This window comes from Persephonella sp., from assembly GCF_027023985.1.
Lineage (GTDB): Bacteria > Aquificota > Aquificia > Aquificales > Hydrogenothermaceae > Persephonella_A.
Genome location: NZ_JALVTW010000035.1, coordinates 24,587 through 39,555 on the forward strand (window position 1 = coordinate 24,587; position 14,969 = coordinate 39,555).

The 14,969-nt window shown below is 35.2% G+C and carries 16 protein-coding genes; 2 read left to right on the forward strand and 14 right to left on the reverse strand.

Annotation, left to right across the window (positions count from 1 at the left end; translation table 11 throughout):
- Positions 1-14 precede the first annotated feature (14 nt).
- The gene (locus MVE07_RS09605; RefSeq protein ID WP_297456902.1) at positions 15-500 is read right to left on the reverse strand and encodes a peroxiredoxin; all 486 of its coding nucleotides are present in this window, start codon (positions 498-500) and stop codon (positions 15-17) included.
- Positions 501-514: 14 nt separating this feature from the next.
- Positions 515-1,144: a bifunctional phosphoribosyl-AMP cyclohydrolase/phosphoribosyl-ATP diphosphatase HisIE gene (hisIE, locus tag MVE07_RS09610; protein WP_297456905.1), complete on the reverse strand. Its 630-nt coding sequence runs from the start codon at positions 1,142-1,144 to the stop codon at positions 515-517.
- 68 nt (positions 1,145-1,212) lie between these two features.
- Here hisIE and dxs point away from each other — a divergent pair, with 68 nt between their 5' ends.
- On the forward strand, positions 1,213-3,111 hold the full coding sequence (gene dxs, locus MVE07_RS09615; protein ID WP_297456908.1) for a 1-deoxy-D-xylulose-5-phosphate synthase: 1,899 nt from the start codon (positions 1,213-1,215) through the stop codon (positions 3,109-3,111).
- 1 nt (position 3,112) lies between these two features.
- On the opposite strand, the gene MVE07_RS09620 is transcribed toward dxs, so the two are convergent.
- Genes MVE07_RS09620 through MVE07_RS09640 form a run of 5 tightly spaced genes read right to left on the reverse strand, consistent with a single transcriptional unit; the run spans position 3,113 to position 8,986 of the window.
- Positions 3,113-4,327: a M20 family metallopeptidase gene (locus MVE07_RS09620; RefSeq protein ID WP_297456911.1), complete on the reverse strand. Its 1,215-nt coding sequence runs from the start codon at positions 4,325-4,327 to the stop codon at positions 3,113-3,115.
- 51 nt (positions 4,328-4,378) lie between these two features.
- Positions 4,379-5,371: a lipopolysaccharide heptosyltransferase II gene (waaF, locus tag MVE07_RS09625; protein ID WP_297456915.1), complete on the reverse strand. Its 993-nt coding sequence runs from the start codon at positions 5,369-5,371 to the stop codon at positions 4,379-4,381.
- Positions 5,372-6,316, reverse strand: coding sequence for an acetyl-CoA carboxylase carboxyltransferase subunit alpha (locus MVE07_RS09630; RefSeq protein ID WP_297456918.1), 945 nt, complete (start codon positions 6,314-6,316; stop codon positions 5,372-5,374).
- 13 nt (positions 6,317-6,329) lie between these two features.
- Positions 6,330-7,331: a sodium:calcium antiporter gene (locus tag MVE07_RS09635; RefSeq protein ID WP_297456920.1), complete on the reverse strand. Its 1,002-nt coding sequence runs from the start codon at positions 7,329-7,331 to the stop codon at positions 6,330-6,332.
- A complete protein-coding gene (locus tag MVE07_RS09640) occupies positions 7,328-8,986 on the reverse strand; it encodes a S1 RNA-binding domain-containing protein (RefSeq protein ID WP_297456923.1) in 1,659 nt (552 codons plus the stop codon). The genes MVE07_RS09635 and MVE07_RS09640 overlap by 4 nt, the downstream gene beginning before the upstream one ends.
- A gap of 166 nt (positions 8,987-9,152) precedes the next feature.
- Between MVE07_RS09640 and MVE07_RS09645 the strand changes: the two genes are divergently transcribed.
- Positions 9,153-9,476 carry a hypothetical protein gene (locus MVE07_RS09645; RefSeq protein WP_297456926.1) on the forward strand — a complete coding sequence of 108 codons (324 nt, stop codon included), beginning with the start codon at positions 9,153-9,155 and terminating at the stop codon, positions 9,474-9,476.
- Positions 9,477-9,504: 28 nt separating this feature from the next.
- Here the strand turns inward: MVE07_RS09645 and MVE07_RS09650 are convergent, their stop codons facing one another.
- Genes MVE07_RS09650 through MVE07_RS09680 form a run of 7 tightly spaced genes read right to left on the reverse strand, consistent with a single transcriptional unit; the run spans position 9,505 to position 14,937 of the window.
- A complete protein-coding gene (locus MVE07_RS09650) occupies positions 9,505-10,206 on the reverse strand; it encodes a flagellar motor protein MotB (protein ID WP_297456929.1) in 702 nt (233 codons plus the stop codon).
- 12 nt (positions 10,207-10,218) lie between these two features.
- Entirely contained in the window at positions 10,219-10,917 is a 699-nt protein-coding gene (locus MVE07_RS09655) for a flagellar motor protein MotB (protein WP_297456932.1), read from the reverse strand.
- Positions 10,917-11,681: a motility protein A gene (locus MVE07_RS09660; RefSeq protein WP_297456935.1), complete on the reverse strand. Its 765-nt coding sequence runs from the start codon at positions 11,679-11,681 to the stop codon at positions 10,917-10,919. Before MVE07_RS09660 ends, MVE07_RS09655 begins: the two co-directional genes overlap by 1 nt.
- 11 nt (positions 11,682-11,692) lie before the next feature.
- Positions 11,693-12,748: a PilZ domain-containing protein gene (locus MVE07_RS09665; RefSeq protein ID WP_297456939.1), complete on the reverse strand. Its 1,056-nt coding sequence runs from the start codon at positions 12,746-12,748 to the stop codon at positions 11,693-11,695.
- A gap of 35 nt (positions 12,749-12,783) precedes the next feature.
- Positions 12,784-13,638 carry a 4-hydroxy-3-methylbut-2-enyl diphosphate reductase gene (ispH, locus tag MVE07_RS09670; protein WP_297456942.1) on the reverse strand — a complete coding sequence of 285 codons (855 nt, stop codon included), beginning with the start codon at positions 13,636-13,638 and terminating at the stop codon, positions 12,784-12,786.
- An 11-nt stretch (positions 13,639-13,649) separates the two neighbouring features.
- Positions 13,650-14,255: a lysophospholipid acyltransferase family protein gene (locus MVE07_RS09675; RefSeq protein ID WP_297456945.1), complete on the reverse strand. Its 606-nt coding sequence runs from the start codon at positions 14,253-14,255 to the stop codon at positions 13,650-13,652.
- Positions 14,256-14,298: 43 nt separating this feature from the next.
- The gene (locus MVE07_RS09680) at positions 14,299-14,937 is read right to left on the reverse strand and encodes an endonuclease (protein WP_297456948.1); all 639 of its coding nucleotides are present in this window, start codon (positions 14,935-14,937) and stop codon (positions 14,299-14,301) included.
- Between the last annotated feature and the right edge of the window lie 32 nt (positions 14,938-14,969).

Here is a 14,969-nt window from a genome sequence, read left to right on the forward strand (position 1 = left end):
GAGGGGCTAAATATTTATTTATTTAACAATTTATCCAGTTCTTCTACTACTTTTGCAACATGACCTTTGGCCTTAACATTTCTCCATTTTTTGACTATTGTTCCATCAGGGGCAATTATGTATGTGGAGCGAATAACACCTTTTGTTACCTTGCCATACATTTTTTTCTCGCCATAGGCATCATAAGCTTCTAAAACTTTTTTATCTGGGTCTGAAAGGAGATAAAAGTTCAGATTATACTTCTCTTTAAATTTTTTGTGGCTGTTCATACTATCCGGGCTAACTCCTGCAACAACTGCTTTGTCTCCAATTACATTAAGATTATCCCTGAAATCGCAAGCTTCTGTGGTGCAACCTGGAGTATTATCCTTCGGATAAAAATATAAAATGAGATATTTACCTTCAGAAAGTAAGTCTTTAAGGCAGATTTCCTTTTCTTCACCTTCAGGCGTTAATCCCTGCAGACAAAAATCTGGTGCTTTATCTCCTTCTTTTAACATTGTTTTCCTCCTTTTTATTTATATCTTCTTAGTAACTCTTCCTGAATATCTTCTAATTTTATTCCTGTATCGGCAAGTGCAATAATCAAATGAAAAATAAGGTCTGCAGTTTCATAGACAATTTCGTCTTTATCTTTATTTTTCAGGGCTATTACAGTTTCTATAGCTTCCTCTCCTACTTTTTGGATAATTTTGTCTGAACCTTTTTCAAATAATTTTGCAACATAAGAGCCTTCAGGTTTTGTTGTTTTTCTTTCTAGGACTTTTTCATATAAAGCGTGGAATATCTCATAGGCATCAGGTTTTTCTTCTTTTTTCAGGTTTATATCCCTGTAAAAACAGCTTTCTTCCCCTGTATGACAGGCCACTCCGTAATCTTTTACAAGATATAAAACACTATCTTCATCACAATCTATTTTTATTTTTACTACTTTTTGCTTATTTCCAGAGGTTTCTCCCTTTACCCATAGTTCCTGTCTGGAACGGGAATAGTATGTGGCATAACCGGTTTCAATGGTTTTTTCTATAGCTTCTTTATTGGCATAGGCCTGCATAAGAACCTTTCCTGTGTAATAGCTCTGGGTTACAACAGGCACAAGTCCATGGGAGTTGAATTTTATTTTTTCCAGAATAGATTTATCCAATAGAATTACCTCTTAATAATTTGTTATATAATTAAGAAATTATACTTAAATTAAGTGGGAAAGAAAAAATGTTAAGTAAATATAAAGTTTTAAATAAAATAAATGATTATAAAGACCTGAAAAATCTTTCTGATGAAGAGATAAAATCTCTAATAGAAGAAATCAGGGATTATATCATTGAGGTAACCTCCAGAAATGGTGGTCATATTGGGCCTTCCCTTGGTGTCGTTGAGTTAACAGTAGCACTTCTAAAGGTATTTAACCCTGAGATGGATAGAATCGTCTGGGATATAGGTCATCAGGCCTATTCATGGAAAATCCTAACAGGTAGAAAAGAGCAATTTAAAACACTCAGACAGTATAAAGGCATTTCAGGATTTCTAAAAAGGACTGAAAGTCCCTACGACCATTTTGGTGCAGGACACAGTAGCACCTCAATCTCTGCTGCCCTTGGAATGAGAATGGCAAAAGACCTGAAAAAAGAGGAAGGCTGGAGTATTGCCGTTATCGGTGATGGTGCAATGACAGCCGGTCAAGCTTTTGAAGGTCTAAATAATGCAGGATGGTTAGACCCAAGCAAGTTTATCGTCATTCTTAATGATAATCAGATGTCTATATCTCCAAACGTCGGGGCAATTTATACATATTTCAACAGAATAATAACAAATGAAGTATTCCAGAAATCAAGACAAAAACTAAAAGATGTAATAAAGAAAGTTTTTGGTGAACAAGGTGCAAAGGTTGCAAGGAAGTTTGAAGAATACATAAAAGGGCTTTTTGCCCCAGGTGTCATATTTGAGGAACTTGGTTTCACATACGTGGGACCTGTTGATGGACACAATGTTTTTGAACTAGAAAAAACACTGGAAAATATCAAAAAAATGAGAGGTCCTATAATTCTGCATATACTCACCCAAAAAGGAAAAGGATATAAACCTGCAGAAGAAAACCCAACTCCATTTCATGGAATATCTCCTTTTGACAAAATAACAGGAACACCAATTAAGAAAGTCGGTGCTCCACCTTCCTGGAGTAAAGTTTTTGGTAAGGCTCTGACAGAGATTGCAGAAAAGGATGAGAAGGTTGTAGCAATTACGCCGGCTATGAAAGAAGGCTCAGGGCTTACCGAATTTGCAGATAGATTTCCGGATAGATTTTTTGATGTTGGTATAGCTGAACAGCATGCTGCCACATTTGCTGCAGGACTTGCAGCAGAAGGAATGAAACCTGTTCTATCTTATTATTCAACATTTCTACAAAGGGGATATGACCAGGTTATCCATGATATTGCCCTTCAACATTTACCTGTTGTAATTGCAATTGATAGGGCAGGACTGGTAGGAGAAGATGGACCAACACACCATGGAGTTTATGATATAGCATTTTTAAGGGCTATTCCTGATATCGTTATATCTGCCCCTAAAGACCAACAAGAGTTAAGAAATCTCCTTTATACTGCAATAAACTCTGGCAAAACATTTGCCATAAGATATCCCCGAGGTTCAGCTATAGGAGAAAAAGCAGAAGGATTTGAGGAAATTCCTATAGGTAGTTGGGAAGTTTTAGATGAAGGAAAAGATATAGCTATCCTTGCTGTTGGTAAGTATGTAGAAAAAGCTAAAGAAACCAAAAATCAGCTTAAAAAATATGGAATAAATCCGACTATTGTTAATGCAAGATTTATTAGACCTCTGGATAAAAAACTCCTAAATGAAATTCTAAGCGCCCATCATTTTGTTATAACTATGGAAGATGGAACTGTAAATGGTGGTTTTGGAAGTGCTATAGCCGAGTATATTCTGGATAATAGATACTCCAACGAACTGCTGAGATTTGGTATTCCTGATAGATTTGTTCAACACGGAAAGATAGACAAATTAGAAGAGGAACTGGGACTGTTACCGTCCCAAATGGTTGTTAAAATCATGGACTTTATAAAAGGAGAAAACTACAAAGTAGTAGGTTAAATTAGGAGTGCTCTTCAACCCATTTGTATGCCAGATAAGCCATTACTGATACGCCTATAGGTAGGACATCCTCATCTATATCAAACAGTGGACTGTGGAGAGGTGCTGTTATTCCTTTTTCCTCATTTCTAATTCCAATTCTGATAAATGTTCCTGGAACTTTCATAAGATATTCAGCAAAATCTTCGCCACCCATACTTGGATTTTCCAGCTCAACCACATTTTCTTCTCCAAGTAAATCCTTCATCATACCAAGGGCAAATTTTGTTGTTTTCTCATCATTTATTACAGGTGGAGTTCCATGTTGATAATCAAATTCATAAGCAGCTCCATAGGCAAGGGTTACACCCCAGATAGTATGCTCCATCCATTTTGGTATCTGATCTCTAAGCTCAAGGCTAAGAGTTCTAACTGTTCCTCCCATCTCAATTTCATCGGGAATAATGTTATCTGCATATCCGCCTTTTATCCTTCCGATAGTTAAAACTGCCGGATGCAGCGGATCAACTTTTCTGCTAACTATATGATGGAGGGAGTTTATAACCTGTGCTCCTACAAGAACAGGGTCAACTCCAAGGTGTGGTCTGGAGGCATGGGCACCTTTCCCTTTAATTTTTATATGGAATATATCGGAGGAAGCCATCATATGACCTATCTTTGTTCCCACTTTTCCTGCAGGAAGTTCAGGGAACATGTGGGCTCCAAAAATAGCTGATACTTTCGGATTATCTAAAACTCCTGCTTCTACTAATTTTTTTGCTCCATCACAATCATGTCTTTCTTCACAGGGCTGGAATATAAGTTTTACATTCCCCTGAAGATGTTCCTTTAATTCAGTTAAAACCTTGGCAGCCCCTAATAAGATGGTAGTATGAGCATCATGGCCACAGGAATGCATAACATTTGGAACTTTTGAGGCATAGGGTTTTCCTGTTTTTTCCTGCATAGGCAGGGCATCCATATCAGCCCTAAGGGCTACGGTTATATCATGTTTTCCTTTAATAAGACCGACAACTGCTGTAGTTCCACCGAAATTTTCTATTACTTCATCAACTCCAAATTCTCTTAGTTTTTCTGCAACAAATTTTGCTGTTTTATGCTCTTGTGCAGAAAGTTCAGGATACATATGTATATGTCTTCTCCACTGGATAAGTTCATCTTTTATCTGGTTTGATAATTTTTTGATTTCTTCTCTGGCGTCAATATGAATAGACATTAGACCCTCCTGTGATATAGTTATAAATACAATATATTGCTATTAATTATTTTATTCCATGAGATTTTTCAGGCCATTTAAAACCATATCAGGAGTTATATCTTGCATGCACTCAAATGTGCCTGTTGGACATTCGTTGTGACCATGAAGTCCGCAAGGTCTACATTTTAGGCCTTTAACTTCAACAACAATACCGTTTCTGTATGGATAAAACCCAAAATCTGTTATTGTGGGACCATATATATCAACCACAGGGGTATTAAATGCAACTGCCATATGAACAGGTGCCGAATCATTTGATATAAGGGCTTTTGCATGTTTTATCAGAGAAAAACTTTCCCTTAAATTTGTTTTGCCAACGAGATTTAAAGGTTTATTTTTCAAAAGAGATATTATTTTTTGAGTAAAAGGTAAATCCTCTTCTCCACCAATCAGCACAATATTTTCATTTTCCATAAGAGCTTTTATTACTTCCCTGAAACCCTCTACCGTCCATCTTTTTGTATTCCATTTTGAACCGGGAGCTATTAGGATATAGTCTTTATCTTTTAATCCATATTTTTGATAACTTTTATCTTCCTCTTCAGTTAAAAACAGTTCCGGGATTTTATGGAGTTTATCCTCAGAATATTCAGGAAAAACCTTAAGCAAAGATAGATTTCTGTCTATCTCATGGGTTCCATCAAATCTATGGGGAATCGTTTTTGAGTATAAAAAAGAGAAGCCTGCTTTATCAAAGCCTACCCTGAACGGAATTCCTGATAAAAACAGAGAATAAGCTGCCCTATGGGAACGATGGGGAGATATTGCTATATCAAATTTTTCCTTTCTTAATCTTTTGATTAAAGAAAAGGTTGAATCTTTTGATTTATCAAAAATAATAAGCTCATCTACATACGGATTATTCTTTAAGACTTGTTTCCCAAATGGTTTTGCAATTACATAAAGTTTGCTATCAGGAAAGAGATTTTTTATTGAATGGAATAGGGGAGTAGAAAGGATTAAATCCCCCAAAAAAGCTGTCTGCCAGACTACTATCTTCATTTATTTTTCTATAAACCTGCCCATTGAGTAGAATTTGGATTGTCTTTCCTCTACAAGCTGGTCAGGTGGAATATCTATTATTTCTCTTAATGCTTTTCTAAGTGCTCTTTTTAAAAGTCTGTATGTTTTTTTAGGTTGCAGGTGTGCTCCTCCCGGTGGCTCAGGAACTATACAGTCTATAATTCCGAGCTCTTTTAAATGTTTTGCGGTTATTTTCAGATTTTCTGCTGCTTCAGGGGCTTTTTCCTGTGATTTAAACAGAATTGCTGCACATCCTTCAGGGGATATTACAGAGTATATAGAGTTTTCAAGCATCAGTATTCTATCCCCAACACCAAGGGCAAGTGCTCCACCGCTTCCGCCTTCTCCAATAACAGTAGCAACAATAGGAACTCTTAAACCACCCATTGTCATTATACTTTCTGCAATAGCCTGTGATTGTCCTCTTTCTTCTGCTCCAATTCCCGGGTATGCTCCTGGTGTATCTATAAATGTAAAAACAGGACGGCCAAATTTTTCTGCCAGTTTCATAATTCTTATAGCTTTTCTATATCCTTCTGGGTGTGGCATACCAAAATTTCTTTCTATTTTTTCCTTTGTATCTTTCCCTTTCTCATGACCTATAACAGCAACAGGTATCCCTTCAAAAAATGCAAATCCTGCAATTATAGCTTTGTCATCTCCAAATCTTCTATCCCCGTGCAGTTCAACAAAATCTGTAAATAGATTATTTATATAATCACTGGTATGTGGCCTTTTTGGGTGCCTTGCCAGTTGAACTCTTTCCCATGCAGAAAGCTCTTCTATTCTATTTCTTGTAAGCTTTCTAAATTCTTTTCTTGCCTGTATTAATTCTTTTAATTTTTCTTTATTTCCTTTCTTAACTTCCTTTCTTAAAAGCTCTATTCTTTCTGATAAAGACTGTATATCTTTGTTTCCTTCCATACTCCCAAGCCCTTTAAAAATTTTGTTTTATTACCAAAAAGATATAAATAATATAAAACATTCCTCCCAGTGTAAGCCCAAAGGGAATTAATTTCTTTTCGACATAAGATGTTACCAATGCAATAAATCCTGCCATAATTGTGAAAATTCCTGACACAAAAGCAAGCCCTGTAATGTCCCATTGTGTAAAAACAACCCCTATAGAAACCGGTATTGTGCTCTGGAAAACCATTGCTCCGCTTATATTACCAACAGCGAGGGTGTCTTTCCCCCGTAAAATCCATAAAACACTGTTTATTTTTTCAGGCAGTTCTGTTGCTATAGGTGCCACAAGCAGTGAAAAAATAAGCGCAGGAAAACCAATTGCAATACTTATATTTTCAAGACCTTTTATAAAAATGTTTGCCCCTGTAATCATAATAATAAGGGATACAATTACTTGCAGAAGTATTATTAATATAGAAGGCTCCGGATTTTTGGGTGCAAAATATAGATGTTCCACTTCTTCCATTTCTTGACTTTCGCCTTTAAGCGTAAGGAAAACATACAAAATATAAATTCCTAATAAAAATAATGCTGTAAAAATCCTTAATAAATGGTCTTCAAAAGGCACTATAAATAAAGCTACTGAATATGCGAAAAGGAAGAATACAAGGTCTCTTCTAAAGCCTATTGTTTCTATATTTATCTCAAGGCTTCTTTTTTTCAGAAGAAAATATCCTATTAGGACGGTTATTCCAACAAGTGGAAATGCCAGAGTTGATAGCATAAACGGTGCTCCGAGTATTGCCCCGACACCTATATCATGTCCGTGATTATGACCAAAAAAGAATATAGCTATTATAGGCAAAATAGTCTCCGGTAGAGCCGTTCCAATTGCAGCCAGAATACTGCCTGTAAAATTCTGGGATAGATTAAGCTTGTCCCCTAAAGCCTCTACGCCGTTTGTAAAAAGCTCTGCAGATATCAGAATAAATACAAGACCTGCTATAAAAAGCAGTATATCTATAATCACTTATTTTTCAGCTCCTTAAGTTTGTCTTTAAGTAGTTCTCCAAGGGTTCCAAGTCCTTCTCCGGAAGGCTTAACCTTATTCAGAACCTCTTCTAATTCTTTTTTCTCTTTGTCTTTTTCCAGTGCTTTTATACTAAGGATTATATCCTTGCCTTTAATTTTAATTATTTTAGCCTCAATTTCCTGTCCTTTGGATAATTTATCACTTGGAATTTCTATTTTTTCTTTTGATATCTGATTTACAGGGATAAATCCTTCTACTTCATCTGCAAGCTCAACAAATGCTCCCCTATCTATCAGTTTGATTACTTTTCCTTTTACCACATCTCCAACTTTATGGGTCTTCAGGAATATTTCCCACGGATTTTCTTTAAATTGTTTTAGGCCGAGTTTTATTCTATTTCCTTCTCTGCCGAGGACTTTAAACTTTTTGATATTTTTACCTTTTAAAACGGTAGAAATATTTTTAACTTTTGGGTTCCATGTGGCATCTATGAGATGGAGAACACCTTCCAGTTCATTTCCAAGGTCTATAATTGCCATTTTTGTTTTGATTTCTTTAATCTTTCCTTCTATTTCTGAACCTTCAGGATTTTCTTCAAGGAATTTATCAACAGGATGAGGCTGTGCCTGTTTTATACTAAGTTTGAGTTTTCTATTATCCCTGTCTAACTCAATAATCTTTGCTTGAACTTTTTGTCCAGGCTTGAATTTTTCTTTATATGCAAGGGGTTTTATATGGTCTGTTTCCATTTTATAGATAAATCCTTCTAAATCCCCGACTTTTACGACAAGTCCGTAATCATTTATTTCTTTAACAACTGCTTCAACTACATCTCCAACTTCTTTATCAAATTCTATCCATGGATTTGGTTCAAGGTCTCTTTTAGAGAAAACAACCTTTTGGTTTTCCCTGTCTATGCTTTTTACTTTAACTTCTATTTCGTCGCCAACAGACAGCTCATCCTGTAATTTTTTGTTTTTGTCCCAAGAATATAAAGCCTGTGGCAAGAAGCCAAAAACCACATTTTCAAGGGATAAAACTGCTCCTTTATCTGTGATTTTTACAACTTTTCCACGAACAACCTGTCCTTCTTGGAGAAGGTCAAATATTTCTTTTCTTTTTTTCTCCTCTTCTTCCTGAATAACCTGTTTTCTGGAAACAACTATGTTAGGAGTTTTTCCTATTTTTTCAAATTTCAGGACATATACATCAAATTCTGCAGGTGGAAATTCTTCCCCTTTTTTCAGTCCTGATTCTGAAAATGGTAGATAAGCCCTTACTCCTCCGAGGTCTAACAGGAAACCTTTTGTGGCTTTCTTAATTAGTTTTGCTTTTATTTTAGAGTTTGTATTAAATGCGTTCTCAACATTTTGTAACGCCTGCTGATATAGGATTGGTTTTCTTGATATTACTGCATAACCTTCTTTATTTCTTTTGCCCAGGTATACGGCTTCTATCTCGTCCCCTTCTTGTAATCCCTGAACTTCGGAGGGATCTATAACAACTTCAGTTTTTTGTCCAATATCAACAAATGCAACATCATCCTGAATTTTTACAATTTTTCCTTTTATTACTTCACCTTTTGAATAATGGTGAATATTGGCTGATTCTTCTTCAAGAAGTTTTTCAAATTCTGACTGGAAATTTTCCATAATTTAAGACCTCTAATTTGATATTAATAGCTAAACTAAAATTTTATCATTTTTTTAGTTAACTATGAAATACGATTTAAATCTAAGATGAACTACAAAATCAAAATTTGTCTATAGATTGATGGTGATTTATAATATTATTAGCAATAATTATAGGAAGATGACTATGAAGAAATACCTCTTATTACTACTAACTATTATCTACTTAATTCCTGGAATGGCGAATGCGAATTGTGCAGAAGGAGATATTTGTATAATATCAAAGGAATGTATTGGATTTGTAAACAAAAACTTAATTACCGACGATTCCAATAGACAAAAGGAGCTTGTGGAACAGAAATTAGCCAGAAAATTTAAACCTGGAGAACTTGTAAAAGTTTTATCAACTAATTTTTTCTGGTATAGAACATTTGTAGAACCTCTTGAGCCAAAAACAAAAAACAAAATCAAATATTGGATAGATAGTAGATGTTTAATACCAAATAAATAACCTAAAATCTTTACTAAATTTGAAAGGACTATTTTTGTAAACTCTTACTTTCCTTCATCAAATCATCTCGCTGGGTTTTGACTTTTATTATGATTTCAACTCTGTCGTTCCGTCTTCTCAAAAGTGGATGGTTCCATGTATATAAGGGCTTTGTATTCCCATATCCTGTGGCTGATATTTTTTTTGGGTCTACGCCATTTTTGATTAGAAACTCAGCCACGTTTACAGCCCGCTCAATTGAAAGTTTCCATGGGTCAACACCTTTTGGAACTTCAATATCTGTATGTCCTTCCACTAATATTTCTGTTTCATTCTTAGATAAACCTTTTAAAACCTTTGCTATTTGCTTTAAAGCTTTTTTAGCTTCATTTGTAAGCTCAGCACTTCCTGGTTTGAAAACAACATCATTAAACAAACGGACTATAACATAATCCTCAATTACTTCTATCTGGTATGCATGAACAGGTAAAACTCTTTTAATTCTCTCTTTAAGGGATAAAGCCATATCCTTAGGAAGTAAACTTATTGGAGGTAGCAAAGCTGTTGTTTTTGTATATTGAAGAACTCTTTCACCCTGAAAATACCACAGGAATTTCATTAATTTTTTTATATCAAGGACAGACATTGAATACAAAAGAATAAAGAATGTCAGCAGCAGAGACATTAAATCACTAAAACTTATTAGCCAAGCCGGTGCACTGGGACATTCCTCTTTTTTCTTTCTTGCCATTTTTAATCCTTTTTATGAAGCATTTATAACAAATTCAACCCTTCTGTTTTTAGCCCTGCCCTGTGGTGTGTTATTTGGTGCAATAGGTCTATAAGGGCCATAACCTCTGGCAGCCATATCTTTTTCTGGATAGCCACACTGTCTAAAAAGTTTCAAAATACTTAAAGCTCTAAGGGCAGAAAGCTCAAGATTTGATTTATATTTACCACTTCTTATTGGAATGTTATCTGTATGTCCTTCAATTATTACCGTAAAACCAGCCTGTTTAAGACTTTTACATATTTCAAGTATAAATGGCACAACTTCTGGATAAGGTGTTTCGCTTCCTGGAGGAAAAACTTTATCTGTATTTAATCTAAATCTGATAATACTTCCATGTTTGATAATATCTGCTTCTATACCTGCTTTTTTCAGTTTTTGCTGTATATCTAATAACGCCTTTGTAAGCATTTTTCTTCTTTTGATTTTTGGATACATATTTGGAAATTCAACAGGCACATTTGATTGATTAAGGAGTTTTTGCTCCAAAAATATCTTCCTTCCACCTAAACTCTCTGTAACACCTTTTATAACCATATGAAATTTTTCAAGGGATATTGTTCCCATAGAGAATAGAAGAATAAAGAATGTAAGAAGCAATGACATAAGGTCGCCGAAGCTTATTAGCCAGCCAGGTATTTTTTTACATTCCTCTTTTTTTTTACGTGCCATTATCCTTCTTCTCCGGCTTTAACGCCAAGCAGGGACATAAGTTTTGCCCTGAGGACATTAGGGTTTGTTCCGCTGTTTATAGCTTCTATGGTCAGGATGTAACTTTCTTTCATAAGCAGGGATAGGTCTTTGTAATATTTCAGCTTTTTGGACACAGGCACACACAAAACGTTTGCAAGAACAGCACCGTAAAGGGTTGTAATCATAGCAACGGCCATACCGGGGCCTAATGCAGATGGGTCGTTCAAGTTTTGTAACATCTGGATAAGACCAATCAATGTTCCTATCATACCGAAAGCAGGGAATAATTCTCCTAAAGCCTCCCAGATAGCAACTTCTGTAGATAAATCCTGGTCTATTTTCATAAGGGCTGTATCTGCATTACTTTTGATTTCTTCAATATCCTGACCATCTATAAGCATTCTCATTAAATCCCCAAAAAATGGGTCTTTTTCATAGAAATTATCAATATCTGATTCCAGTGCCAGAATTCCATTTTTCCTTGCTTTGTTAACCACATCAACCAGAAAATCTATATGCTCAACAGGGTCAGGAAGACCGGGTTTAAAGGCTTTTAGAACAGCTTTGAGGCCGTTTATCATTTCTTTAAGGGGATAGGATGCAAGGGATGCTGCAAGTCCTCCACCTACAACTATAAGTAATGAAGGTATATTTACGAAAGCAAGGGGACTACCACCTAAGGCTATTGAGATTACCAGTAGAAGCGTCGCACCAACAATACCAATGACCGTGGCTATGTCCAAGGTTATCCTCTCTATTCAAATAGTTTAAGTCTTTTGTATTCCTTAAGTAATTTCTGTTGCTCGGCCTGAACGAATTTTATAATAAAGTTTTTATTTTCACCCTTAAGGTCTTTGAATTCTGCCCCGTAACATATGTTCTTGCCCATTTCCCTTATATTTTTAATAACTGCCTGAACAGGTATTTGGGCATCTTCAAACTCAAGCACAAGATTTATCTCTGCCCCAATATTCATTTTCAAATTCCGTGCTTCTTTTATTGGAATACAAAAACCTACTCCGTCAATACTAATATCGGTTGTTTTGAACTCTTTTTTTACCTTATTTCCGTTAATGTCGTAAGTCTCTAAAATTAAAGGAATTTCTTTTTTGACCCGGAAATCTTTTCTCCTTTGAATCTGAAGGAATTTAAATGTATGGGGGATTTTTATTATGTATTTTCCATCTTCTTCAAAGATTTCCTCAATATTACCATCAATTAGATATATTGCATCATCTTCCCTTATAAATTTTATTTTCACATTATCTCCTTCTTTAAAAGGAAAAGGAGGTTTCTGGTCTATAAGATACCAATACATATATTTTTCATCCTTATCATAAAGGGCAACGGGATAGGTTCTATTTTGATACATAAAGTTTCCAGTCTGGAAAAGGTCTATATCTTTGGTTGATATAAGAGGCATGAATGGCGGTATTTTGTCAAATCCTAATTTTTTACGCATATTTTTTATAAGTTTTTCATCAAAATCAGGATTGTCTTCTATGTATGCCTGAACTACCTTTTCAAATGGTGCTTTATATTCAAGAACAAGAAATGGGTCCTTATGGGTTTTATGGGAGTATTCCCAGAGAATTTCCAGCTCTCGTCTTGTTAAACCATAAGCTTCTCCATTTCTAAAAAATAATCTTTTCATATATCTCTGGGAGATAAACTCCTCAAATTTCTCCCAGAAAAACAGAAAAAAAGCAATTAAAACAAAAATAAGGACTACTATAAAAACTGCTATCAGATTAACATGCTCTATTGTTGTTCTAAATGCATCAACAACAATATTTACCCTTTCATCCACATTTTACTCCAGACTGGTAAGAAATAGGTTTTTAACTATTTCGTAATTTCCTGAATTTTCTCAACAACTTCCTTTATTATCCAGTCTGGAGTGGATGCTCCTGCTGATACACCTATATTTTCAGCATTTTCAAACCATTCAGGTTGAAGTTCATCCGCCTTTTCTACGTGGTATGTATTTGGATTTAAGGCCTTTGATATCTGTGTCAGTCTTCTGGTATTTCCGCTGTGCTTTCCGCCAATAATAATCATTACATCAACTTCTTTTGCCAGTTTTTTAACTTCTTCCTGACGGACAGATGTTGCGTCGCATATAGTATTGAATACTTTGAGTTCCTCAACATTAGAAGCTATATATCCAACAGCTTCTTCAAAAAATTCTTCATTTTGGGTTGTTTGAGCTACAACACCTACTTTGTTCCTTTTGGGAAATTTTCTAATCAGGTCTTCCATATTCTCCACTACAATTCCTTTTCCCCCAACCTCTTCAAGATGTCCAAGAATTCCGATGACTTCAGGGTGTCCTTCTTCTCCGATAATAATTACATAATATCCTTCCTCAACAAGCTGACGCACCTTTTCATGAACTTTTTTAACAAATGGACAGGTGGCATCTATAACATTAACACCCAGCTCTTGTAGTTTTCTTTCTGTGGAAGGTGGAACACCATGGGAACGAATTAAAATCGTATCCCCTGCTTTTAATTCATCATAGCTGCTTAGTTCCCTTACATTCAGGTTTTCAAGAAATTGGACAACCTGCTTGTTGTGGATTATTGGACCATTTGTGTATGCTTTACCATATTTTTTTCCTGCTTCTATGGCACTATCAACAGCAATCTTAACACCAAAGCAAAATCCTGCTGTTTCTGCAACTTTTATATTAGCCATTTTGTTTCCTCCTAAAGTTTTTTAATTTCTTCCATTATATACTCTGCAATTTCCATATATTCTTTATTTTTGTCTATTTTTAATGGTTTTCCAAACTTTATCTGAACAGGACTTTTCCATATTTTTGGAAAGCTGCTTCCCACAGGCATAATAAGGTCTGTTCCCTCTATTCTAACAGGGACAACTTCTCCTGAAGTTTTGGATACAAGAAGTCCAACACCACTCTGGGGTTTCCTAAACTGTCCGGGTTTTGCCCTTGTTCCTTCAGGGAAAATACCAATGCAATAGCCATTATTAACCAGTTCTATAGCCTTCTTTAAAGCTCCTATATCTCTTGTTGTTCTTTTTACAGGAATTGCACCTGCTTTTCTGATAATCCAGCTTAAAACAGGAATTTTAAACAGTTCATGTTTTGCCATAAAAAATATAGGCCGTGGAGATACCGTATTCAGCACAAAAGGGTCAAGATTACTCCTGTGGTTTGCAGCAAGGATACATCCGCCTTCCTTTGGAATATTCTCTATCCCTTCTGCTGATATTCTAAAAATCAGCCTAAATATCGGCCTTATTAAAAACCAGAGTTTATATCCAAATTTAGAATATTCAAAGTTTTCCATTTTTCCTGAACCCTTTGCCTTAAAATTATATTAATTATATTTTTCATTTCAAATTCTGCTGGCATATATTCTTTATAGGACAGTTTTCACATACAGGTTTTTTCTTACAATAATTTTTCCCAAGCTCAACTATAAGTGCATGATACTCTTTGTAAACTTCTAAATCCTTCGGAATATTATCTGTTATTAATTTTTGTAGCTGGGAATATCTGATTTTAGGGTTATCTATAATACCAGCACGATAAAACAGCCTTTTTGTATATGCATCAACAACAAAATAAGGTCTATCCAGTCCATAAAGGAGAATACTGTCTGCAGTTTCTTCTCCTATGCCTTTAAGGGATAATAAAAACTCCCTTGTTATCTCTTCCCTTGGCTTATTTTTTATAGCATTCACAAAATTTTTGATATATCTGGCCTTTTGTCTGTAAAATCCTGCCGGTTTAATCAGTTTTTCAAGTTTTTCTGTTTCTATATTTGCAAGGGCATTCCATTCAAGCAGATTTTCCTTTATCAAGTTTTCAATGGCTTTTTCAACATTTGACCAGTTCGTATTCTGGGTCAGGATTGCCCCTATAGAAACTTCAAGAAATCTATCTACACCCTGATGAACAGGCCACCAGTTTTGATAACCAAAAGCCTCTAAAAGTTTTTCATAAATAGTAAAAATTTTGTTTTCCATAAGCTAAAAATTTATAATAGTTTTATTGCATA